Origin of the sequence: Enterobacter sp. KBR-315C3_2022, from assembly GCF_041399425.1 — a bacterium.
Lineage (GTDB): Bacteria > Pseudomonadota > Gammaproteobacteria > Enterobacterales > Enterobacteriaceae > Enterobacter.
The window spans coordinates 92,003-115,466 of sequence record NZ_JBGKEB010000012.1; the positions used below are offsets into that span (position 1 = coordinate 92,003).

Consider the following 23,464-nt stretch of genomic DNA (forward strand, 5'->3'; position numbering starts at 1 on the left):
TCCTACAGCAGCTGTTTGCTACGCAGGAAATCACGGGCGACCTGCTGCGGTGACTGATGGTCAATATCCACCTTCTTGTTCAGTTCGGTGATGACGTCGTTATTGAGCTGGGCGGAGAGGGTGTTAAGCGCCTCTTCGAGCCCCGGATTGGCCTCCAGCGTATCTTTGCGCACCACCGGCGTAACCGCGTAGCTCGGGAAAAAGCCTTTATCATCTTCCAGCACCTTCAGGTCGAAGCCCTTCACGCGGCCGTCGGTGGTGTAGATGAGGCCAGCGTCAACGAAGCCGTCGCGCACGGCGTTATAGACCAGGCCCGGGTCCATCTGGCGGATCTGCGGGCGATCCAGCGCCATGTTATAGGTCGCCTGCAGCGGCTTCATGCCGTCGCTGCGCCCGGCAAACTCAAGGTCCAGCCCGAGCAGCCAGTTGTTGTCCGGGTCCGTTTTACGAACCTGTTCAATCTTCGCCACCATCTCCGACATGGTGTTGATGTGCTCGGCTTCGGCGCGCTTGCGCTGCATCGCGAAGGCGTAGGTGTTGTTCATGTCCGCGGGCTTGAGCCACACCAGGCCGTGCTTCGCGTCGAGGCGTTTTACGGTCTCGTAGGATTCTTCTGGCGACATGCGTTTGTTGATGTGGTTGAAGATGATCAGCGACGTGCCGGTGTATTCCCACGTCATGTCAATCTGCTTGTTGATCATCGCGTTACGGGAAATCACGGTAGCGATGTTGGTCTGCGGCTGTACCTGAAATCCCTTTTTCTGCAGATATTGCACGGTCATCGCCGAGAGGATGTGCTGCTCGGTAAAGCTTTTGGTGGCCAGGATCAGCGGGGCGGCGAGCGCCTGGCTGGAGAAGAGCGCGGCGGCGCACAGCGCCGTCAGGCTGGAAAACAGTCTCATACACAGCTCCTTGTTATTGTTATCGGGCCAGGTGCGGGCTCATCACGCGGCCCAGCGCGGCCAGCAGCGTATCCAGAATCAGAGCGAACAGGGCGGTGGCCGCCGCGCCGAGGATCAGCGTCGGGAAATCGTTGAGGTAGATGCCCGGGAAAATCAGCTCGCCGTAGCTGCTGGCGCCGATCAGGAAGGCCAGCGGCGCGGTCCCCACGTTAATTGCCGTGGCGATGCGGATGCCGGACAGCATCACCGGCCACGCGTTAGGAATTTCAACCTGACGCAGGCGCTGCCATTTGGTCATGCCGATGCCGTTAGCCGCTTCGAGCAGCGACGCGGGCACGGAGCACAGCCCGGCGTAGGTGTTACGCACGATGGGCAGCAGCGAGGCGAGGAACAGGGCGATGATGGCCGGCTTATCGCCGATCCCAATCACCACCATCGCCAGGGCGAGTACCGCCAGCGGCGGCAGGGTGTTGCCGACGTTAAAGATCTGCATCACATATTCCGCAACGCCGCGCGCCGCCGGGCGGCTCAGCAGGATGCCGCTCGGAATACCGACCAGCAGCGCGAAGAACATGGATGAGAATACGAGGATCAGGTGCTGTTGCCCGAGGTAGAGCAAATCAACCTGACGCGCTTTAATCGTTTCCAGCCCAATTCCCCAGACGAGGAGGGCGAGGACCACGATAATCGCGCCGACGAAAAGCAGCGAACGTTTAAGTAATGGGTGCATTGCGGTGTGTCTCCCTGTGCGCATGCGTTATAGCAACCAGCGGCTGCCTGTTTTTATGCCATGATTCGGCAGGGGTCATTCAGCTATAGCAAGGGAATGGGAAGGGTTCCAGCGAAGGGGCAAAAAGAGTAACCCTATGATAGTAAGGAGATCTTAGTTTAAGCCTTATGGGATAAGGGCTGTCAGGGGTTGAGCAGAATAGTCTTAAAGAGAGCCGCCTAAGGTGACGTTGTCACCTTAGGCGTGCCGGAGGCGATTATCGGCCGACCGCAGCGCGCACCTTTCGGACGCGCCATGAGATGCGGGCAATCGAGAATGCGGCAACGAGGACCAGCATCACTCCCAGCGCAAGCATGGCGTTAAATCCCAACCATCTGAAAAGGAGCAGACCCGCAATACCGCCGGTAATAAACGAAAAAAGGGTGGTCAAATGGGTTTTGAGCTGGCTCTTTTGGGCCGCCGTATCTTTAGAGTAATCCCGACGGAGCATGGCAACCGCAACGGAGGCCAGAGAGATGCCCGCATCGGTCAGCGTGCCGGTAATATGCGTCGAGCGTACCCGACCCCCAGAAAGCTGAGTCGAGGTGGAATTATGGACCCCCATCAGCCCGCACAGGGAAATAATAATTTCACGGTTCGTGGCGAATGAATGAAAATAGATTTCGTACAGCGAAACGCCCGCCAGCAATAGACCTTCAGCAAGCAGAACCTGACTGAATATCAGCCGAACGTTGTGGATTATTCCCCAAAGGACAATGATTCGCGCAATAATTGCGCCCGTGACAAACGACAGGATAATGGCGCTAAAGAAAAGAATATCGCTAAGATCGGTAGAGGAGACTTCGCTGGATAACTGTGAGGTATTGCCCGTCATATGGGAAGGGAAAAAGCCAAAAGCCCCCAGCGCGATAGCATTCAATACGCCCGCTGAGGTTGCCAGCCAGAGCGCGAGTCGGCGATCTTCCCCATGCGTTCGTTCTTTCTTGAGTTTAACCAGCAAAGAATACCTCCGGATTAAGCTTTGCCTGATTTCTCACGCTAGCAAAACGATGCTGCTGGCTAACCAGGATATTGCTTAATTATTATTTCATCGGAGGGCATTCGAGGTTTTGTAATTAATTAAACGCATACGGCGAATATGTGTGACCGGATGCTAAAGGGTAAGCAAAACTGAACACAGAAGGGCCGACCCTTAACGTACGCATCTTACTCCGTCTGGTCTGTAACCGTTTCGGCATTGAGATCGGGGAGTTTGCTGGTGCGCAAAATATGCTGCACGGCCTCTTTGTGCTCGGCGAAATAGAGCCCGAGATCCTCCGCCTGCGTTTCGTCCATTTGTATTCCGCTTTGCAACAGCCATTCGGTGAAGGCGTCTGCCATGTCGAGCAGTTTGTCGTGAGCGTCGGCCTCTTTCTTCGTGGCAAATGTCATTTTCTCTTCACCTTTTCTTACGACAACATATTTGATTTCAACAGCCATGATGAACCCCTTATACTGTAATTATATACAGTATATCAGCTTAATGTATCCGTTGCAGCATAAATGTAATTATAAGACATGCGGAGAGTGAGCTGGCTTACACATCAGGATGCGTAAGCCAGCGTCTATCAACGGTACAGCGTTTTTTCCGCAACGGGGATCAGCAGGGTGGACTGCCAGTCCGCAAGCGTCAGCTGCGCGAGCCTGCCCAGCGCGGCATAGAACGGATGCCCGGCGTGGTCGACAAATTCGGAAAGGAAACGCGTGCTCCACGGCAGCAGGTGCCAGGCGAGGAGCTGGTCCCGCTCGGCGTCGCGCCCGTTTTCTGCAAGCCAGGCGGCCAGCAGCAGCAGTGTGCCAAAATGGTCTTCCGGCTCATTCTGCTGCACCTCGAAGGCGATATTGTTTTCGCGCATCCACTGGCGCAGGGCCAGCGTTGAGTCGCCAAACAGCACGGACTCGCGGTCCAGCCAGACGGATCCCCACGGCGGCGAGGGCAGCGCGTACGGGCCAATAAACAGGCGCTGCCAGGCTTCTGGCAGGGTTTCATCGCAGGGCGCACTGAACGCCTCCGCTATCGGCTGGAGCACCTCCTCCGACAGCGGCCAGTCCTGAACCCACTCCCCGGCGGTGAGCGCATTCACCAGCGGGGCCGCCTGCTCGCTATCGGGCGCAAAATAAAACAGCGCGCCCAGCACGCGGGCGCTAAAGGCAAAGGCTTTACGGTCTTCAACTTCACTCATTACTGCATTCCTTACTCGCGCGGGGGTCACCCGCGCGCTTATGTTAACCCGCGATGGCCGTTCCAACGGTCATATGCAGGCCGTAGAACAGGCCGCGGCCAATCAGCTCGCCCAGTACGACCAGAACAACGCCGAGAGCGAGACCAAACGCTTTTGGCTCCCGGCGACGAATCAGCGGACAGAGCCAGCAGCCTAAACCGGCAGCAACCAGCACGATACGCCAGACCTGGAGCGTGCCATAGTCCGGGAGCAGGGCGCTGGCCTGCTGGATGGCGCTGTGGATCGTGGACAGATCGTGACTTTGCAGCACAATAATCGCACAGCTCGCCAGCAGCGCCAGCGCGCTGACGGTTGCTGCCAGCGTTCCTTTAAACGTTGCGTTCGCCGCGCGAAGCAGCAGCGCCGCAAGCGGTGGCCCGCTCAGCGCCGCGGTGAGGAAAAAGGCGGCGGTAGTGTAACCCGTATACCACGTTGGCACGGTATCGATCTGATACACGCGCGTCATGGCCCAGACAAAAACAATCCCGAGGATCTGGCTCATCAGCAGCCAAATCTTGCCGAGCGCCGACGGCATTTTACCGACAACCGACAGCAGCCACCAGAATCCCCCAATGGCGAAAAAGATCGAGCCCGCGGCGATTTCGTTGCTGAGCGCCGAGTCGCCGACGCGGTTCAGGGAGTTAAACGCGCGCAGCGGCGAGCCGAGGTGCAGCACGGAAGCCAGAAAGCCGACGCCCATCACCACCCAGAGAAAGAACATGCTGCGAACGATCCGCGCTTTTGCCGCCGCGTCTTTTTCATTAAGCCACGCGAACCCGGTGACGATTAACGCCCCGGCCACGCACTGCCCAAAAACGGTGAAGATCACCAGCGGCCATTCATGCCATCCACTTCCCATCTCACACCTCCTTCGGGTTAGCCAGGTAGCCGGTGGTGTCACCCGTCGGGCGGCTATTGGCGTTAGGTTTAATCACAATGCTCGGCTTCGTGAAGTGCGCGGACGGCAGCGGCGCAACCGCCGCCAGCTGGCCGTGCTTTTGACGCAGCTCTTCGATCGGGCCGAAGTCCAGCGCGCGCAGCGGGCAGGACTCGACGCATATCGGCTTTTTGCCGTCGGCGACGCGGGTATGGCAGCCGTCGCATTTGGTCATATGGCCTTTGGCGGCGTTGTACTGCGGCGCGCCGTACGGGCAGGCCATGTGGCAGTAGCGGCAGCCGATGCAGACGTCCTCGTTTACCACCACGAAGCCATCTTCACGCTTGTGCATCGCACCGCTCGGACAGACCTTGGTGCAGGCCGGGTCTTCGCAGTGGTTGCAGGCAATCGACAGGTAATAGGCAAACACGTTCTGCTGCCAGACGCCGTTGTCCTCCTGCCAGTCGCCGCCCGCGTATTCGTAGATACGGCGGAAGCTGACGTCCGGGGTGAGGTCTTTGTAATCCTTGCAGGCCAGCTCGCAGGTTTTGCACCCGGTGCAGCGGCTGGAATCAATAAAAAATCCATACTGGGTAGTCATTCGTTATTCCTCACGCCTTCTCGATCTGCACCAGGTTGGTGTGCTGCGGGTTGCCTTTTGCCAGCGGCGACGGGCGATGCGTGGTTAAGGTGTTGATGCACGAGCCGTGGTCAACGCGGTCCCCGTTCATGTTGGCATCGTGCCAGGCGCCCTGGCCCATGGCGCTGACGCCCGGCATGATGCGCGGCGTCACTTTTGCCGGAATGCGCAGCTCGCCGCGGTCGTTGAAGACGCGAACCATATCGCCGTTCTTAATGCCGCGTTTCTCGGCGTCGACGGGGTTCAGCCACACCTCCTGACGGCAGGCCGCCTGCAGCACGTCGATATTGCCGTAGCTGGAGTGGGTGCGGGCCTTGAAGTGGAAGCCGAACAGCTGTAGCGGGAAGGTGCGGCGTTCAGGGGCATCCCAGCCGTCGAAGGTCGACGCATACACCGGCAGCGGGCTGATGGTTTCGTCTTTTTCCAGCTCCCAGGTGTTGGCGATGGTCGCCAGCTTGCTGGAGTAGATCTCGATTTTGCCCGACGGCGTTTTCAGCGGGTTGGCCTGCGGATCCTCGCGGAACTTCTTATAGGCGACGAAGTGCCCGTTAGGATCTTTGCGCTTGTAGATCCCCATTTTTTTTAGCTCGTCGTAGGACGGCAGCAGCGGATCTTTCTCGAGCATTTTGGCGTACAGATACTGTAGCCACTGCGCCTGCGTGCGGCCTTCCGTAAACTGCTGATGCACGTCCGGGCCAAGGCGTTTTGCCACTTCGCTCATGATCCAGTAGATAGGCCTGCGCTCAAACTTCGGCGCGGTGACCGGCTGCAGGAAAATCAAATAGCCCATGTTCCCGGCGTAGTCGTTAGGAATAATGTCTTCCTGTTCAACGGTCATCAGGTCCGGCAGCAAGATGTCGGCATACTTCGCCGAAGAGGTCATAAAGTTGTCGATGACCACAATCATCTCGCACTTGCTTTCGTCCTGCAGAATATCGTGGGTTTTGTTGATATCCGAGTGCTGGTTGATGATGGTGTTGCCCGCGTAGTTCCAGATAAATTTGATCGGCACGTCGAGCTTGTCTTTGCCGCGCACGCCGTCGCGCAGGGCGGTCATTTCCGGCCCGCGGGCAATGGCGTCGGTCCAGCTAAAGCAGGAGATCTGGGTTTTCACCGGATTATCGGGCAGCGGCATGCGCTCAATGGTGATGGTGTAGGTGGATTCGCGCGCGCCGCTGTTGCCGCCGTTGATCCCGACGTTGCCCGTCAGGATCGGCAGCATGGCGATGGCGCGAGAGGTGAGTTCCCCGTTCGCCTGGCGCTGCGGTCCCCAGCCCTGGCAGATGTAAGCCGGTTTCGCGGTGCCGATTTCGCGCGCCAGCTTGATAATGCGGTCGGCGGGAATGCCGGTGATGCGCGAGGCCCACTCCGGCGTTTTCGCCGTGCCGTCTTCGCCCTGGCCGAGGATGTAGGCTTTGTAATGGCCGTTGGCCGGCGCGCCTTCCGGCAGCGTTTTTTCGTCATAGCCGACGCAGTACCTGTCGAGGAAAGGCTGGTCGACGAGGTTTTCGTCGATCAGCACCCACGCGATACCCGCCACCAGCGCCGCGTCGGTGCCCGGGCGAATTGGGATCCACTCGTCTTCGCGCCCGGCGGCGGTATCGGTATAGCGCGGATCGATAACGATCATCCGGGCATTGGAGCGCTCGCGTGCCTGTTCAAGGTAGTAGGTGATCCCGCCGCCGCTCATGCGCGTTTCGGCCGGGTTGTTGCCGAACATCACCACCAGCTTCGTGTTTTCGATGTCCGAGGTGCTGTTGCCGTCATTGCTGCCATAGGTGTAGGGCATGGCGCAGGCAATTTGCGCGGTGCTGTAGGTGCCGTAATGGCTCAGGAAGCCGCCGTAGCAGTTCATGAGGCGCGCGACCAGCGAGGCGTAAGGCGAGGAGCGGGTGATATTGCCGCCGACGATGCCGGAGGAGTAGTTAATGTAGACCGCTTCGTTACCGTACTTCTCCACCACGCCCTTCAGGCTGGCGGTGAGCGTGTTCAGCGCTTCATCCCAGCTGATGCGCTCAAACTTGCCTTCGCCGCGCTTGCCCACGCGCTTCATCGGGTAGTTGAGGCGGTCAGGATGATTGATACGGCGACGAATGGAGCGTCCGCGCAGGCAGGCGCGAACCTGATGATTGCCGTAAACGTCATCGCCGGTATTGTCCGTTTCGACCCAGTAGACCTCGTCGTCACGCACGTGCAGGCGCAGCGCGCAGCGGCTGCCGCAGTTTACGGAGCAGGCTCCCCAGACAACCTTATCTTCAGGCGGCTGCACGGCGTGTTGAACCGCGGCGGCGGCGCTTCGCAAACCAAAAGGTAATGAAATTCCGCCCGCAACAAGCGCGAACGATCCTATCGCAGTGGATTTAACCAGAGAACGGCGGCTAATGCCGCCGTGATGTTCAACATCAGACATGACTCACCCCATCATTGATAATACGTATTATTTTCGCCCGTGATGATAACCGGGCTAATGGTGGGGTGAATGGTACTTATTTGGAGGTATTAAATATTAATCCTCGTCAATTCAAGGGGATTGATCGGCAATTTTATTGCGGTTCTGCGGGCGCGTTCTCCTGCGTACCCGCGCCGCCTGCCGTCTCGTTGCCGCCGCCTGTGCGGGTGTACAAAATCTTGAAGGTGTCGTTGGCGCAATGCCCAACAACCTGCGCGTCAGGACGATCCGCCTGATCGTTCGGCACGATGTTCAGCGTGAAGCCGGATTCCGGCACGCCGTTATTGATGATTTTCTGCTGAATATCGCTCTTAACGCGTTCGCAGGAATCCGGGGCGGCCAGCGCCGCGGGTGCCGCGCTGATGAGTAACAGTGCGGTAAGCCAGTTGAATTTTTTCATGGATATCTCCTTATCTCTGATGGGCATAATACAGTCTAGCAGACTGAAATTAACACATTGTATTCAGAGGTAAATTTATGATTAATCCTACGTTTATGCATCCTGCATGGCGCTTTCGCGGTAATACCAGTCTGGCGCTGTTTCGCTGGCGTCGGGGTGGCTATGGAAGATGGGCAGCAGCGCCGGGGAGTTCCACAAGCTGGCCGGGGTCACGGTTTTACGGTGCCATGGAATGGAACCGAGGAACCACAGCGTCCAGAATTTAAGTTTTGCATCCGGATTACTGGTGAGCAACCGTTCAAATGTTTCAACCTGTCCGACGTCGACCGAGAGCGCATTCTGATAAATATCGAAGACGAATTTTGAACAGAACTGGCGCGACGAGTCGTAATTAAAACCCGTGTGGTAAAGTTTGTTTAATCGAGAGGGAACCTGTTCAACGATAGCGCGTTTTTGATCGCCAGAAAGGCCGCCGCCAAGGCGACATACGCTATAGCGACCCTCAACCGAGCGGTTGATAAAGCGGCTGAGCGTTGTGGTGCAGGACAGGGGAACGCGGCTTTCCGCCACGATATAATCACGCCCGTCGTGACCCACAATGATGCCGACGTGGTTACTCCAGCAGAGTGAGGCTGCGGAGATGTGGCGAAACAGCGACGTACCGATACAGGTAAAAACAACGTCACCAATGTCGAAATTGACGGGATAGTTTGCTGGCATATTGTGGCTCCTTCACGCTGCGAGCGATGTACACGTTTCGCACGACATTAGAAGGTCACACCGCGTTTAGCAACGGTTTCAAAAAATCTTTACATGCTGTTAAGACACTCCTTATGTTATTCAGAATTAACCAAAAATTTGCTACGCTGTATATTCATCATCTTTCTCAGACGGGTTAAAACGTGAAGAAATTAGCAACGATAGTTTTGCTGGCGAGTGGGCTGGCCGGCTGTGATAACAGCTCCGCACCGCAGTCGTTTACGCCGGAGATGGCGAGTTTCTCGAATGAGTTTGATTTTGATCCCCTGCGCGGGCCGGTTAAGGATTTTTCCCAGACGCTGCTTAACGATAAGGGCGAAGTCTCGAAGCGCGTGACGGGCTCGCTGTCGACGGAAGGGTGCTTTGATACCCTCGAGCTTCACGATCTGGAGGCCAATACCGGCGTTGCGCTGGTGCTGGACGCTAACTTCTACGTGGATGCGGAAACCCAGGAGCGGAAGGTGAAGCTTCAGGGGAAATGCCAGCTGGCCGAACTGCCGTCGGCAGGGGTGACGTGGGACACCGACGATAACGGCTTTGTGGTTGCCGCGCACGGTAAAGAGATGGAAGTGAAATATCGCTACGACGCCGACGGCTACCCGCTGGGCAAAACCACCGTCTCCGGCGAGCAGCACTTATCCGTGCAGGCCGTCCCGTCCAAAGACCTACGCAAGCGAATGGATTACACCGCCATCAGCATGCTGAACGAGAAGCCGCTGGGCAACGTGAAGCAGAGCTGCGACTACGATCGCCACGATAACCCGGTAAGCTGCGACCTGCTGATCGTCGATGACAGCGTTAAGCCCGCCGTTGAGCGTAAGTACACCATTAAAAACAGTATCGAATATTATTGATGACTACCGCGCAGAAAATAGCTGAAGGTGAATAACGGTCGCGCAAAGCGGAAAATAGCGTTCAATCATGAACGCTATTAATATTATTGCTTTCAGCGCCTGCGGGGAGTCGTATTTTTAGTCGTATGAAATAAACTGGATATAAGCGCAATATTCTACGGGTTTATTTCGCTTTAAATTGTCCGTGGTTCTTATATTCCAGCCGAAAGCGTGAACAGCGCACCAGGGCTATGTTTTACATTAGCGTTAATTTTATTTTTAACCACACGAGAATTTCACATTAAAAACAGCAGCTTGAAGGTTTTTCATGAGCGCTGTTTGTCGCAATTTTGTTACGGCACGCGCGTTCTGACCTGCGTGGTGCAACGCAGTAAATTAATTCAGTCTGCACCGTGCAAATTTACGTGCGGTTGTTATTCCCTGACGTAGCCATTATTCTAGCCTTAAATTTACCCGTATTTCTCTTTGCGAAAAAACGTTGCGACCTATTTTGCCCGCTGGCTATTTGAGCCAGGGCATCGGCATGGATGATATTCCGTGCCTTACCGGGACGGAAGTCAGCCTCGGGCATATGCCCGGTTAATAAACCTGAATATCAGGTTCAATCAGTCATTCATTAAATGAGGAACATAAATGAACAAAACGCTTTGTGCAGTTTTGGCTGCGCTGGTTTTAACAGCAGCAGCGCCATCATCCTTCGCCGCTGTTGAAACGGCTGCGGGCGCCACGACCGCAACCGCAGGGACCACCGGAGGCGTCGCCGCCGGCGCGGTCGGCGCCGCAACCGTTGCGGGCGTAACGGCCGCTGTGGGCCTCGCGGCGCTGGCCGTCGTCGCGGCCACCGACAGCAGCAACGGTTCGCCAAACACCACCACCACGACCGCCACGCGCTAAGGCGGCCTGCGCTGAGTGATTCACCCAGCGCCTGTTACCCGGCGCGCAGCTAGCGCCGGGTAATTTTCACTCGATTTATCGGATCATCCAGGAAGAACTGACGGTGCGAATACTCATTTTTTCCCTCGCGGGGCTGCTCCTGCAGGGGTGTACACCCAGCCAGCAAAGCATGGTGGAGACCTTTTCTGCCTCGCTGCGCGGCGCGCCGGACGTCACCGTGGCAGATGACGAAATACGGTCCCTGCCGTACTCAACGATGTACCTGCGCCTGAACGGCGGCCAGCGCATTTTTGTGGTGCTCGGCTACCGGGAAAATGGCCTCGACAAGTGGCTGACTCAGGATCGCGCAGCCATCGTGACCCGCAGCGGACGGCTGGTGAAAACCGTTGGCCTGCGCAGCAACCTTCTGGAAGTGACAAACCTTAGCGGCGATCCGCTGATGAACGGCGCGCGGCTACGCAACGGCGCGCGGTGGCAGCGCGACGTGCGCTGGAGCGAAGAGGGTAAACCGCGCTCCGCCAGGCTGATCTCGACGTTTACGCCCGCAGGCGACGCCGCGCTGACGATCGCCGGGCAGCGCGTGGACGCGCAGGTCTGGCGGGAAAACGTGCGTGCGTCCGTGCCGCAGCGCGCGTGGCAAAACACCTTCTGGATTGAGAAAACGACCGGGCTGGTTCGTCAGAGCCAGCAGATGATTGGCGCAGGCGTATTGCCCGCAGAAACGACGCTCCTGAAACCTATTCCATGAAAATGCGACTCACGCTGCCGATCGGCATTTTACTTTTCGCCGCCTGCGCCAGTGCGGCAGAGCAGAACGTGGTGATGCTTTACGGCCCGGGCGACGAGCGGCCTATCGCGATAGAGGGCAAGCAGCGCCTCGCCGAGCTGGTTACGTCGCCGGAAGTGAGCGCCAGCGCATGGTGGCCCGGCGCGATCCTCACAACCGAACGGGCAAACCGGGAGGCTAACGCCCAGCGGCTGCGCGTTTTAGGCGAGCTCTCGCGCCGGGAGCGGCGGGCAGACGCGCCGCTGGCCGCCACGCTGCGCAGCGTGCGTGAACAGCTGGCCCGCATCGCGGTGGTTGGCCGTCTCTTTGTCGATCTCGACCCTGACGCCGTGCGCACCCGGCCCGAAGCCAACGGCCGCCTTCAGGGGCAGTACCGGCTTTACCTTACGCCGCGACCCGACGCGGTTACGCTGCTCGGCGCGGTTGACTTACCGGGCGCGCAGCCCTGGCAGCCGGGCGCGAGCGTAGGCGATTACCTGAAAGGTCGCGCTTTTTTGGCCGGGGCCAACACCCACAGCGTCACAATTATCTCGCCCGCCGGAAAAGAGACCGTTGCGCCTGTCGCGCGCTGGAACGCGCGCCACCGTGAAGCGGAGCCCGGCAGCCTGATTTGGGTCAGTCTTGCCGACGACGACCGCGGCCTGAATGCGCAAATTATTCGCCTGCTGGCACAGCGGGAGATCAAATAATGAAAAAACAGATGCTTTTGAGCTGCCTGGCGGCAGCGGTCTCCGGCGCGTGCTATGCGCAACCGGAAACCTTCCCGGACCCCGTTGGTTCGTCGCAGTCAGATTTTGGCGGCACCGGCCTGATGCAAATGCCCAACGCCCGCGTTGCGCGCGAGGGGGAGTTCAGCCTCGGCTATCGCGATAACGACCAGTATCGCTTTTACTCGGCGTCGATCGCGCTGTTCCCGTGGCTCGAGGGCACCGTTCGCTATACCGACGTCCGCACCCGTAAGTACAGCGGCAACCCGGACTTCAGCGGCGATCAGAGCTACAAGGATAAATCCTTCGATTTCAAGGTTCGGCTGTGGGAAGAGTCAACGCGGCTGCCGCAGCTGGCGCTGGGCAAGCGCGATATTGCCGGAACCGGGCTGTTTGACGGCGAATATCTCGCGGCGAGCAAAATGACCGGGCCGCTGGATCTGACCGTCGGCATGGCGTGGGGATATCCGGGCAACCGCGGCAGCGTCAGTAACCCGTTCTGCCGCGTTAGCGATAAATACTGCACTCGACCAGAGCTGCACGACGCGGGCGATGTGAGCTTCAGCGAAATGTTCCGCGGCCCGGCGGCACTTTTCGCGGGTGTGGAATACCAGACGCCGTTGCATCCGCTGCGCCTGAAGCTGGAGTACGACGGCAACGACTATAAGCACGATTTTGCTGGCGTAATTAAGCAGTCCAGCCCCTTTAACGTGGGGGCGGTGTACCGCGCCGCCGAGTGGGTGGACCTGACGCTGAACGTCGAACGCGGCAACACGCTAACGTTTGGCTTTACGCTTCGCACCAACTTTAACGATCTGCGTCCGGCGCTGCGCGACAGCCCGAAGCCGGAATACCAGCCTGCGCCGGAAACGGCCGGGCTGCAGTATACCGCCGTTGCCAGCCAGCTGACGGCGCTGAAATACAGCGCCGGGTTTGACGCCCCGGAAATACGCCAGAGCGGCAGCACGCTTTACCTGAGCGGAGAGCAATACCGCTACCGCGATCCGCGAGAGGCCGTCGACCGCGCCAACCGCATTCTGATGAACGCCCTTCCGCAGGGGGTTGAAACCCTGAGCGTAACGCAGATGCGCAGCCATCTGCCGATGGTGACCACCGAAACGCAGGTCGCCAGCCTGCGCCAGCAGCTTGAGGGATACCCGATCGGGCAGGAAAAGCCGCTGGTGCAGCGGCGCATGGAGCCGGTTGATTTCTCCGCGTGGGGCCGCGGCTACCGCATCCGGGAGAGCCGCTTCAATTATTCCCTGTCGCCAACGCTGGCGCAGTCGCTCGGCGGCCCGGAAGATTTCTATATGTTCCAGGCAGGGATGCTGGCAAGCGCCAGCTACTGGCTGACGGACGGCTGGCTTATCGACGGCGGGGTGTTCGCCAATCTCTACAACAACTACGACAAATTTAACTCCTCGCTGCTACCCGCGGACTCCACGCTGCCGCGGGTGAGAACCCACATCCGCGACTATGTCGCCAACGACGTATACGTCAATAACCTGCAAAGCAACGTCATTCGCCGCCTCGGCTCGGGCTTCTACGGCCAGCTCTACGGCGGCTACCTCGAGACGATGTACGGCGGCGTGGGCGGGGAAGTCCTGTACCGCCCGCTGGACGCCAGCTGGGCGCTGGGGATGGACGTCAACTACGTCAAACAGCGCGACTGGAACAACATGATGCGCTTTACCGACTACGCCGCGCCGACCGGTTTTATCACCGCGTACTGGAACCCGCCGCAGGTGAATACGGTGCTGATCACGCTCAGCGTCGGCCAGTACCTGGCGAAGGACAAAGGCGCGACGCTGGACGTCGCAAGGCGCTTTGACAGCGGCATCACCGTGGGCGCGTGGGCGGCGAAAAGCAACGTCTCGAAGGACGATTACGGCGAGGGCGGATTCAGCAAAGGCTTCTACGTCTCCGTGCCGCTGGACCTGATGACCATTTCGCCGAACCGCAGCCGGGCGGTGGTCTCCTGGACGCCGCTCACCCGCGACGGGGGGCAGATGCTTAACCGCAAATACTCGCTCTACGGCATGACCGCTGAACGCGAAATGCCCGTGGGGCAATAACCCTGAACACCTGATGAATGATAGTGAGAAATGAAAAAGAGAATGTGTAAATTTTCCCTGCTGGGGCTGGCGCTCGTGACGCTAAGCGGCTGTGCGGTCGTACCGGGTCAGGGGCTGAGCACGCGCGGTAAAGACGTTATCGAACTGCCGGACAGCAGCGACGACCTCAATAAAATGGTTAACGTTTTTCCGCTGACGCCGGGGCTTATCGACAGGCTGCGCCCGCAGCAGGTCACCTCGCGCGCCAATCCGCTGCTGGATGAACAGCTGACGCAGTATGAGTACCGCATCGGCGTTGGCGACGTGCTGATGGTGACCGTCTGGGATCACCCGGAGCTGACGACCCCCGCGGGCCAGTACCGCAGCGCCAGCGATACCGGCAACTGGGTGAACGCCGACGGGACGATTTTTTACCCGTACATCGGCCGACTGAAGGTGGCGGGTAAAACGCTGACGCAGGTTCGCGCCGAGATTACCTCGCGTCTGGACAAGGTGATCGAAAGCCCGCAGGTGGACGTCAGCATCGCCGCGTTCCGCTCGCAGAAAACCTACGTGACGGGCGAAGTGGCGAAGTCCGGCCAGCAGCCGATCACCAACATCCCCCTGACGGTGATGGACGCGATTAACGCCGCGGGCGGCCTGACCGCCGATGCCGACTGGCGCAACGTGGTGCTTACCCATCAGGGGCAGGACACCAAAATTTCGCTGTATGCCCTGATGCAGCGCGGCGACCTGACGCAGAACAAGCTGCTGCACCCCGGCGACATCCTTTTCGTACCGCGCAATGACGATCTAAAGGTCTTTGTGATGGGCGAAGTGGGCCGCCAGAGTACGCTCAAAATGGATCGCAGCGGCATGACGCTGGCAGAAGCCCTCGGCCATGCCGAAGGCGTGAAGCAGGACATGTCCGACGCCAGCGGCGTGTTCGTGATCCGCTCGCTGAAGGGCAAGCCGGGCGGCAAGATTGCCAACGTCTACCAGCTCAACGCGAAAGACGCCTCGGCGATGGTGCTGGGCACCGAGTTCCCGCTTGAGCCGTATGACATCGTATATGTCACCACCGCGCCGCTGGTGCGCTGGAACCGGGTTATTTCTCAGCTGGTGCCAACCATCACCGGCATTCGCGACATCACGGAAACCGCGCGGTATATCAAATCATGGCCAAACTAAGCTTCCACTCGATTCTGGTGGTCTGCACCGGAAATATTTGCCGCTCACCGACCGGCGAGCGCCTGCTGCGCCAGATGCTGCCGCACGTCCGGGTCGACTCCGCGGGTACCGCGGGCTTAACCGGGGAACCCGCGGACGCGGTTGCCTGCCAGACTGCGGCGAAAAACGGCGTCTTTCTGGAGGGCCACGTTGCCCGCAAAATCACCCCTGCAATGCTGCGCGAGTATGACCTGATTCTGGTGATGGAGACCGGGCACATTGCTCAGGTGACGTCCATGGCGCCGGAAGTGCGCGGCAAGACGCTGTTCTTCGGGCAGTGGCTGCGGGAAAAAGAGATCCCCGATCCCTATCGAAAAAGCCACGAGGCGTTCGACCACGTTTACGGCCTGATGCTTCAGGCCAGTCAGGAATGGGCGAAAAGGCTCAGCTAATTCACGGAAGCAGTTTTATGTCGACCAAAAACCTTAGCGCGCCGCAGGGCGCAGCCGCGGCGGAGAACGAGATCGATCTTGGGCGTCTGCTTGGCGAACTCATCGATCACGTAAAGCCAATTGCCGCTATCACCGCGCTTTTTACCGCTGCCGCGGTAACCTATGCGCTGTTCTCCACGCCCGTTTACCAGGCGGACGCCATGATTCAGGTGGAGCAAAAGCAGGGCAACGCGCTGCTCAGCAGCCTGAGCCAGATAATGCCGAACGCGTCGCCGGAGGCGGCACCCGAAATGCAGCTGCTGCAGTCCAGGATGATCCTCGGTAAAACCATTGCCGATCTCAGCCTGCGCAACGTGGTTCAGCAACACTACGCCCCGATATTTGGCCGCGGCTGGGCGCGCTTAACCGGCGAGCGGCCGGGCGAGCTGGCCATTAGCTGGATGAATATTCCTCTCCTTAACGGGCAGCCGCAGCGCCTGACGCTGACGGTAGAAGAGGCGGGGCGCTATCGCCTTGAAGGGGAAAACGTCAGCGCGAACGGCGCGCTGGGGCAGCTGCTGGATGTGAACGGGATTTCGCTGAAAATTTCCGATATTCAGGCCCTTCCGGGCACGCAGTTTACGCTTAGCCAGCAGTCCGAGCTGGACGCGATTAACGACCTTCAGCTCAGCTTCAGCGTCAGCGAGCGCGGCAAGGATAGCGGCATGCTGGGGCTGACCATGACCGGTGACGATCCGCAGCGGATCGCCCGGGTTCTCAACAGCATTGCGGATAACTACCTGCAGCAAAATATTGCCCGCCAGGCCGCGCAGGATTCGCGCAGCCTGGAGTTCCTGCAAAGCCAGCTGCCGAAAGTGCGCGGCGAGCTGGACGAGGCGGAAAATAAGCTCAACAGCTATCGTCAGGAACGCGATTCGGTTGACCTTAACCTGGAAGCCAAATCGGTGCTGGAGCAGATTGTGAACACCGATAATCAGCTGAACGAGCTGACCTTCCGGGAAGCAGAAATTTCACAGCTGTATAAGAAAGATCACCCGACCTACAAGGCGCTGATGGACAAGCGTCAAACGCTGGAGCAGGAAAAAAAGCGTCTCAACAAGCGTGTTTCGGCGATGCCCGCGACCCAGCAGGAGGTGCTGCGCCTGAGCCGCGACGTGGAGTCCGGACGCGCGGTCTACTTACAGCTGCTTAACCGCCAGCAGGAGCTGAGCATTGCGCAGTCGAGCGCGATCGGCAACGTGCGCATCATCGATTCCGCGGTGACTCAGCCTCAGCCGATCAGGCCGAAGAAGGCGCTGATCGTGGTGCTGGGGCTGGTGCTTGGCCTGTTTGTTTCCATCGGCCTGGTGCTGGCGCGCGCGATGCTGCGCCGGGGCATTGAGTCTCCGGAACAGCTGGAGGAGCAGGGGATCAGCGTGTATGCCACCGTGCCCGTGTCCGAATGGCTGGAGAAAAAAACGCGGCTGCGCAGCAAAAACATTTTCTCCACCACCTTCCGCCACCGCATCAAAAACGTGCCTTTCCTCGCGGTGGATAACCCGATCGATCTGGCGGTGGAGGCGGTTCGCGGGCTGCGCACCAGCCTGCACTTCGCGATGATGGAGTCGTCGAATAATCTGCTGATGATTTCCGGCGCGACGCCGGACAGCGGGAAAACGTTCGTCAGCAGCACGCTGGCGGCGATCGTGGCGCAGTCCGGGCAGAAGGTGTTGTTCATCGACGCGGATATGCGCCGGGGCTACTCGCACGAGCTGTTTAACCTGGAAAACAGGACCGGGCTGTCGGACGTGCTGGCGGGCACCGCGGACGCCGAGCGCGCGATCCGCACCTTCGATAAGGGCGGGTTTGACGTGCTAACCCGCGGGCAGGTGCCGCCCAACCCGGCCGAGCTGCTGATGCACGCGCGTTTTAGCGCCCTGATGCAGTGGGCCAGCGAGCGGTACGACATGGTGATTATCGATACGCCGCCGATTCTGGCAGTGACCGACGCTGCGGTGATTGGCCGCATCGCCGGTACCAGCCTGGTCGTCGCGCGTTTTGGCATGAACAGCGTGAAGGAGATGACCGTCTGCGTGCAGCGCCTTGAGCAGGGCGGCGTGAACATCAAGGGCGCGATCCTCAACGGGGTGGTCAAACGCGCCAGCAGCCAGTACGGCTACGGATATCACCACTACGGCTACAGCTACGCGGAAAAAGAGTAAACCACGCCCGGGCGCTGAATGCCGTCCTGATGCTGTCGTCGGGAAATAGCGAGAGAGTGAAAACCGCGCAGCTTACTGCGCGGTAGGTTTCAGCAGGGTAGAACCGGCAGGCTTGTGCTCGGCCAGGTGCTGGTGCTGGAAAATGCACATGCGGATGGTGTTACGGTACTCGCCGTTGATAAAGAACTCATGAATCAGCTCGCCTTCAACCTGGAAGCCCAGCTTGCGGTAAATGTGGATCGCTTTTTCGTTTTCTTTATCGACGATGAGATACAGCTTGTACAGGTTCAGGACGTTGAACCCGTAGTCCATTGCCAGGCGCGCCGCCCGCGAGGCGAGGCCTTTTCCCTGATACTCCGGGGAAATGATGATCTGGAACTCTGCCCGGCGGTGAACGTGGTTAATCTCAACCAGCTCCACCAGCCCGGCTTTCTCGCCGTTACACTCCACCACGAAGCGGCGTTCGCTCTGGTCGTGAATGTGTTTGTCGTAGAGATCCGACAGCTCGACGAACGCCTCGTAAGGCTCTTCGAACCAGTAGCGCATCACGCTGGCATTGTTGTCGAGCTGGTGGACGAAGCGCAGGTCCTCGCGCTCCAGCGGACGAAGCTTGACGTCAACTTTCGTGGTCATCTTCACTCCGTAAAATTAAGGGGCAACCGTGCGGCCGGTGCGGCGATCGAGGCAGCGCAGGGTGTTTGGCTCCCAGTAGGCGTTCACGTTCGCGCTCTGCTGGCACTTATCGCGCGCGTCAAAGGCCACATCCTCTTTATCCCACTCTTTTTCCGCGCGTTTGTTCACCTTCTGGCGAAGGTTGCGGGTGTCATTCCATTGTTCTTTGTCCATGGCGGCATTCTGACGGCTCTGCGCGCTGTCGCCAGACTCAATGATGAGCTTGCTGGTTTCGGCGGATACCGTATTGGCGAAGGCGAACGATGACAGCGCCAGCAGGGCGGTCAGACAAAGGCGTTTGCGTATAGTAGTCATAACGTGATCCTTAAAAATGGTGCAGACGAGCAGTATAACCCGTTCGAATTTTATACCAAACCGAAATGGCACGATATCCACCCGGCGGGTATGGAATATATCGTGTGATTATCGGGTATGATGGTTAAATCAATCCTCACGTAACGTTAAAAATGATTAAAACCACGCTGCTTTTTTTCGCCACCGCGCTGTGTGAAATCATCGGCTGCTTCTTGCCCTGTCTTTGGCTCAAAAAGAACGGTTCGATCCTGCTGTTAATTCCGGCGAGCGTCGCACTCGCGCTTTTCGTCTGGCTGCTGACGCTGCACCCGGCGGCCAGCGGGCGGGTTTATGCGGCCTACGGCGGCGTTTACGTGTGTACGGCGCTGGTGTGGCTGCGCGTGGTGGACGGCGTCAGGCTAACCGTTTTCGACTGGGCGGGGGCGCTGATTGCGCTGTGCGGCATGCTGATCGTGGTCGCAGGATGGGGCCGCGCGTAGGCGCCCCGGTTTTGTGATCGCTCGCTGATTTCACGATCATTATACTTGTATGGTAGTAGTGTAGTTGGGTAAATTTCCCGCATCACAACACGCGATGTAAGGAAATGGATTATGAAAATTGTCGGGGCCGAAGTCTTTGTTACCTGCCCGGGACGTAATTTTGTCACCCTGAAAATCACCACCGACGAGGGGATCGTCGGCCTGGGCGACGCCACGCTCAACGGCCGCGAGCTGTCCGTTGCCTCGTATCTGAAGGATCACCTTTGCCCGCAGCTGATTGGCCGCGACGCGCATCGCATCGAGGATATCTGGCAGTTCTTCTATAAAGGCGCCTACTGGCGCCGCGGCCCGGTGACCATGTCGGCGATTTCCGCCGTGGACATGGCGCTGTGGGATATCAAAGCGAAAGCCGCCAACATGCCGCTTTACCAGCTGCTGGGCGGCGCGTCCCGCGAAGGGGTGATGGTCTATTGCCATACCACCGGGCATACCATTGACGACGTGCTTGAGGATTACGCCCGCCATAAGGAGATGGGCTTCAAGGCGATCCGCGTACAGTGCGGCGTGCCGGGAATGAAAACCACCTACGGCATGTCGAAGGGAAAAGGGCTGGCGTACGAGCCTGCCACCAAGGGCGACTGGCCGGAAGAGCAGCTCTGGTCCACCGAAAAATATCTCGACTTCACGCCCAAACTGTTCGACGCGGTGCGCAGTAAGTTTGGCTTCAACGAGCATCTGCTGCACGACATGCATCACCGCCTGACGCCGATCGAAGCAGCGCGCTTTGGTAAAAGCATCGAGGAGTTCCGCATGTTCTGGATGGAGGATCCAACGCCTGCGGAAAACCAGGAGTGCTTCCGCCTGATTCGCCAGCACACCGTCACGCCGATTGCCGTGGGCGAAGTGTTTAACAGCATTTGGGACTGCAAGCAGCTTATTGAAGAGCAGCTGATCGACTATATCCGCACCACCATAACCCACGCGGGCGGGATCACCGGAATGCGCCGCATCGCCGATTTCGCGTCACTCTATCAGGTGCGCACCGGCTCGCACGGCCCGTCTGATCTTTCGCCAATTTGCCACGCCGCCGCGCTGCATTTTGACCTGTGGGTGCCGAACTTCGGCGTGCAGGAGTACATGGGCTATTCCGAACAGATGCTGGAGGTCTTCCCGCACAGCTGGCGCTTCGACAACGGCTATATGCATCCGGGCGACAGGCCGGGGCTGGGCATTGAGTTTGACGAAAAGCTGGCGGCGAAATACCCGTACGACCCGGCCTATCTGCCGGTCGCCCGTCTCGAAGACGGCACGCTGTGGAACTGGTAAACGAGGAGCAACCGATGAAAAGCGTAGTGATTCAACAGCCGAACGAGCTGGTCATTGAAGAACGCCCGATCCCAGTGCCGTCCGCGGGCGAGGTGCGCGTCAAAATCAAGCTTGCCGGCATCTGCGGCTCAGACAGCCATATCTACCGCGGGCACAACCCGTTTGCCAAATATCCGCGCGTGATTGGCCACGAGTTCTTCGGCATCGTCGACGCGGTGGGTGAAGGCGTTGATGAAGCCCGCCTGGGCCAGCGCGTCTCCGTTGATCCGGTGATCAGCTGCGGCCACTGCTACCCGTGCTCCGTCGGCAAGCCGAACGTCTGCACGTCGCTGGTGGTGCTGGGCGTCCATCGCGACGGCGGCTTCAGCGAATACGCCGTCGTCCCCGCGAAAAACGCGTGGCACATTCCTGACGCCATCCCCGATAAGCACGCCGTGATGGTTGAGCCATTCACCATTGCCGCCAACGTCACGGGACAGGCATCGCCGACGGAGCAGGACGTTGCGCTGATTTACGGCGCGGGCCCGATGGGGCTGGTTACCGTGCAGGCGCTGAAGGGCGTGTACAAGGTCAGGCAGGTCATCGTGGTTGACCGCATCGACGAGCGGCTGGCGATGGCGCAGCGCAGCGGGGCGGACGTGGTGTTCAACAACGGCGAGGCTGGCGTTGCGGCGATGCTGGAAGAAAAAGGCATCAGGCCGACGCTGATCGTCGATGCCGCCTGCCACCCGTCGATCCTGCAGGAGGCGATCGCGCTGGCCTCTCCGGCGGCGCGCATCGTGCTGATGGGCTTCTCTAGCGATCCGAGCCAGATTGTCCAGCAGGGGATCACCGGCAAAGAGCTGTCAATTTTCTCCTCGCGCCTGAACGCCAACAAATTCCCGGTCGTGATCGACTGGCTGGAAAAGGGGCTTATCGACCCGGAAAAACTGGTTACCCATACTTTTGACTATCACCACGTAACGGACGCAATCGAACTGTTTGAAAAAGACCAGCGGCAGTGCTGCAAAGTCTTGCTCACGTTCGACCAATAATAATTCACGCGGTTAGGGGCCCGCGCGCGGGCTTCGAGTGGTACGCATCTTACCTTTTTAGAGATAGCCATTATGACTCAAGCACAACCTCAAAGAACGACTTCAGATCTGGTGAAAGCCGCCGTGTCCGGCTGGCTCGGCACGGCGCTGGAGTTTATGGACTTCCAGCTCTATTCGCTGGGCGCGGCGCTGGTGTTCCACGAAATCTTCTTCCCGGAGCAGTCGGCGGCGATGGCGCTGATCCTGGCAATGGGCACCTACGGCGCGGGCTATATCGCGCGCATTGTGGGCGCGTTTATTTTCGGCCGAATGGGCGACAGCATCGGGCGTAAAAAAGTGCTGTTTATCACCATCACCATGATGGGGATCTGTACCACGCTTATCGGCGTGCTGCCGACCTACGCGCAGATCGGCATTTTTGCGCCGGTGCTGCTGGTGACGCTGCGCATCATTCAGGGGCTGGGGGCCGGGGCGGAAATTTCCGGCGCGGGGACCATGCTTGCCGAGTACGCGCCGAAAGGGAAGCGCGGCATTATCTCCTCGCTGGTGGCTATGGGCACCAACTGCGGCACGCTGAGCGCCACGGCTATCTGGGCGGTGATGTTCTTTGCGCTCGAGCGCGAAGAGCTGGTCGCCTGGGGCTGGCGCGTGCCGTTCCTCGCAAGCGTGGTGGTGATGATTTTCGCCATCTGGCTGCGAATGAACCTTAAGGAAAGCCCGGTATTTGAGAAGGTGAGCGAAGGCGAAACCGCCGCACCCGCTGCGGCGCAGGAGGCTTCCCTGGGCGCAATGTTTAAGAGCAAATCGTTCTGGCTGGCAACCGGCCTGCGCTTCGGCCAGGCGGGCAACTCCGGCCTGATCCAGACGTTCCTCGCGGGTTATCTGGTACAAACGCTGCTGTTCGATAAGGCCATTCCTACCGATGCGCTGATGATCAGCTCCATTCTCGGGTTTATCACCATTCCGCTGCTGGGCTGGCTGTCCGACAAGGTAGGGCGTCGGGTGCCGTACATTATCGTCAACGTTTCGGCCATCATTCTGGCGTACCCGATGCTGTCGATCATCGTTGATAAAAGCTATGCGCCGGGCGTGATTATGCTCTCGATCATCGTTATCCATAACGTCGCGGTGCTGGGGCTGTTCGCGCTGGAAAACATCACGATGGCGGAAATGTTTGGCTCGCGTAACCGCTTTACCCGCATGGCGATCTCAAAAGAGGCCGGTGGGCTGGTGGCGGTCGGGTTTGGTCCGGTGCTGGCGGGGATTTTCTGCAACATGACCGGTTCCTGGTGGCCGATCGTCGCCATGCTGGTCGCCTACTCCGTTATTGGCCTGATTTCCGCCATTTTGATGCCAGAAGTGCGCGACCGCGACCTGAGCGAGGCGGAAGATGCCGCCGAGGTTCAGCATAAAGGCTCCGTTGCCTACGGCGCGCTTTCAACGCGGCGCTGATGGTTTATATCTTGCTAAACATGTCACACAACTTATGTCTGATGTCACA

The 23,464-nt window shown here is 58.9% G+C and carries 24 protein-coding genes; 12 read left to right on the top strand and 12 right to left on the bottom strand.

The window, feature by feature from the left end:
• Positions 1-2: 2 nt before the first annotated feature.
• The 10 genes from osmX to AB8804_RS14335 all read right to left on the bottom strand — a co-directional run bounded on the left by osmX (position 3) and on the right by AB8804_RS14335 (position 8,979).
• Complete coding sequence (osmX, locus tag AB8804_RS14290; protein ID WP_371187211.1) at positions 3-902, bottom strand: osmoprotectant ABC transporter substrate-binding protein OsmX; 900 nt, start codon at positions 900-902, stop codon at positions 3-5.
• Between the two features lie 19 nt (positions 903-921).
• A complete protein-coding gene (gene osmY / locus AB8804_RS14295) occupies positions 922-1,632 on the bottom strand; it encodes an osmoprotectant ABC transporter permease OsmY (protein ID WP_371187213.1) in 711 nt (236 codons plus the stop codon).
• 256 nt (positions 1,633-1,888) lie between these two features.
• The gene (locus AB8804_RS14300) at positions 1,889-2,632 is read right to left on the bottom strand and encodes a YoaK family protein (RefSeq protein ID WP_371187215.1); all 744 of its coding nucleotides are present in this window, start codon (positions 2,630-2,632) and stop codon (positions 1,889-1,891) included.
• Positions 2,633-2,838: 206 nt separating this feature from the next.
• Positions 2,839-3,111: a YebG family protein gene (locus AB8804_RS14305; protein ID WP_371187217.1), complete on the bottom strand. Its 273-nt coding sequence runs from the start codon at positions 3,109-3,111 to the stop codon at positions 2,839-2,841.
• A 128-nt stretch (positions 3,112-3,239) separates the two neighbouring features.
• The gene (dmsD, locus tag AB8804_RS14310) at positions 3,240-3,854 is read right to left on the bottom strand and encodes a Tat proofreading chaperone DmsD (RefSeq protein ID WP_371187219.1); all 615 of its coding nucleotides are present in this window, start codon (positions 3,852-3,854) and stop codon (positions 3,240-3,242) included.
• 43 nt (positions 3,855-3,897) lie between these two features.
• Positions 3,898-4,752: a dimethyl sulfoxide reductase anchor subunit family protein gene (locus AB8804_RS14315; protein ID WP_371187221.1), complete on the bottom strand. Its 855-nt coding sequence runs from the start codon at positions 4,750-4,752 to the stop codon at positions 3,898-3,900.
• A 1-nt stretch (position 4,753) separates the two neighbouring features.
• Entirely contained in the window at positions 4,754-5,371 is a 618-nt protein-coding gene (locus AB8804_RS14320; RefSeq protein WP_371183737.1) for a DMSO/selenate family reductase complex B subunit, read from the bottom strand.
• Between the two features lie 10 nt (positions 5,372-5,381).
• The gene (gene ynfE, locus AB8804_RS14325; protein WP_371187223.1) at positions 5,382-7,820 is read right to left on the bottom strand and encodes a selenate/tellurate reductase subunit YnfE; all 2,439 of its coding nucleotides are present in this window, start codon (positions 7,818-7,820) and stop codon (positions 5,382-5,384) included.
• Between the two features lie 133 nt (positions 7,821-7,953).
• Positions 7,954-8,259 (bottom strand): DUF1161 domain-containing protein, encoded by a 306-nt coding sequence (locus AB8804_RS14330; protein WP_371187225.1) that lies wholly within the window; start codon positions 8,257-8,259, stop codon positions 7,954-7,956.
• A gap of 93 nt (positions 8,260-8,352) precedes the next feature.
• A complete protein-coding gene (locus AB8804_RS14335) occupies positions 8,353-8,979 on the bottom strand; it encodes a YebB family permuted papain-like enzyme (RefSeq protein WP_371187227.1) in 627 nt (208 codons plus the stop codon).
• 182 nt (positions 8,980-9,161) lie between these two features.
• Here AB8804_RS14335 and AB8804_RS14340 point away from each other — a divergent pair, with 182 nt between their 5' ends.
• The 8 genes from AB8804_RS14340 (at position 9,162) to etk (ending at position 18,137) form a co-directional block, all read left to right on the top strand.
• Positions 9,162-9,872: a YnfC family lipoprotein gene (locus tag AB8804_RS14340; RefSeq protein ID WP_371187229.1), complete on the top strand. Its 711-nt coding sequence runs from the start codon at positions 9,162-9,164 to the stop codon at positions 9,870-9,872.
• A gap of 633 nt (positions 9,873-10,505) precedes the next feature.
• On the top strand, positions 10,506-10,766 hold the full coding sequence (locus AB8804_RS14345; protein WP_371187231.1) for a hypothetical protein: 261 nt from the start codon (positions 10,506-10,508) through the stop codon (positions 10,764-10,766).
• 103 nt (positions 10,767-10,869) lie between these two features.
• Positions 10,870-11,514 carry a YjbF family lipoprotein gene (locus AB8804_RS14350; protein WP_371187233.1) on the top strand — a complete coding sequence of 215 codons (645 nt, stop codon included), beginning with the start codon at positions 10,870-10,872 and terminating at the stop codon, positions 11,512-11,514.
• On the top strand, positions 11,511-12,242 hold the full coding sequence (locus tag AB8804_RS14355; protein WP_371187235.1) for a capsule biosynthesis GfcC D2 domain-containing protein: 732 nt from the start codon (positions 11,511-11,513) through the stop codon (positions 12,240-12,242). The genes AB8804_RS14350 and AB8804_RS14355 overlap by 4 nt, the downstream gene beginning before the upstream one ends.
• A complete protein-coding gene (locus AB8804_RS14360; protein WP_371187237.1) occupies positions 12,242-14,335 on the top strand; it encodes a YjbH domain-containing protein in 2,094 nt (697 codons plus the stop codon). Before AB8804_RS14355 ends, AB8804_RS14360 begins: the two co-directional genes overlap by 1 nt.
• Positions 14,336-14,365: 30 nt before the next feature.
• On the top strand, positions 14,366-15,505 hold the full coding sequence (locus tag AB8804_RS14365; RefSeq protein WP_371187239.1) for a polysaccharide export protein: 1,140 nt from the start codon (positions 14,366-14,368) through the stop codon (positions 15,503-15,505).
• Positions 15,493-15,936, top strand: coding sequence for a protein tyrosine phosphatase (locus tag AB8804_RS14370; protein ID WP_371187241.1), 444 nt, complete (start codon positions 15,493-15,495; stop codon positions 15,934-15,936). Before AB8804_RS14365 ends, AB8804_RS14370 begins: the two co-directional genes overlap by 13 nt.
• A 17-nt stretch (positions 15,937-15,953) precedes the next feature.
• The gene (gene etk / locus AB8804_RS14375; RefSeq protein WP_371187244.1) at positions 15,954-18,137 is read left to right on the top strand and encodes a tyrosine-protein kinase; all 2,184 of its coding nucleotides are present in this window, start codon (positions 15,954-15,956) and stop codon (positions 18,135-18,137) included.
• Between the two features lie 72 nt (positions 18,138-18,209).
• Here the strand turns inward: etk and speG are convergent, their stop codons facing one another.
• The gene (gene speG / locus AB8804_RS14380) at positions 18,210-18,770 is read right to left on the bottom strand and encodes a spermidine N1-acetyltransferase (protein ID WP_371187246.1); all 561 of its coding nucleotides are present in this window, start codon (positions 18,768-18,770) and stop codon (positions 18,210-18,212) included.
• Positions 18,771-18,785: 15 nt separating this feature from the next.
• Entirely contained in the window at positions 18,786-19,124 is a 339-nt protein-coding gene (locus tag AB8804_RS14385; protein WP_371187249.1) for a DUF1283 family protein, read from the bottom strand.
• 152 nt (positions 19,125-19,276) lie between these two features.
• On the opposite strand from AB8804_RS14385, the gene AB8804_RS14390 reads away from it, so the two are divergent.
• The 4 genes from AB8804_RS14390 to AB8804_RS14405 all read left to right on the top strand — a co-directional run bounded on the left by AB8804_RS14390 (position 19,277) and on the right by AB8804_RS14405 (position 23,415).
• Positions 19,277-19,603, top strand: a complete 327-nt coding sequence (locus tag AB8804_RS14390; protein ID WP_371187251.1) for a YnfA family protein — start codon at positions 19,277-19,279, stop codon at positions 19,601-19,603.
• A 111-nt stretch (positions 19,604-19,714) separates the two neighbouring features.
• On the top strand, positions 19,715-20,929 hold the full coding sequence (gene rspA / locus AB8804_RS14395; RefSeq protein ID WP_371187253.1) for a starvation-sensing protein RspA: 1,215 nt from the start codon (positions 19,715-19,717) through the stop codon (positions 20,927-20,929).
• Positions 20,930-20,943: 14 nt separating this feature from the next.
• On the top strand, positions 20,944-21,963 hold the full coding sequence (locus tag AB8804_RS14400) for a Zn-dependent oxidoreductase (RefSeq protein ID WP_371187255.1): 1,020 nt from the start codon (positions 20,944-20,946) through the stop codon (positions 21,961-21,963).
• A gap of 72 nt (positions 21,964-22,035) precedes the next feature.
• Entirely contained in the window at positions 22,036-23,415 is a 1,380-nt protein-coding gene (locus AB8804_RS14405; RefSeq protein WP_371187257.1) for an MFS transporter, read from the top strand.
• The last annotated feature ends 49 nt before the right edge of the window (positions 23,416-23,464 follow it).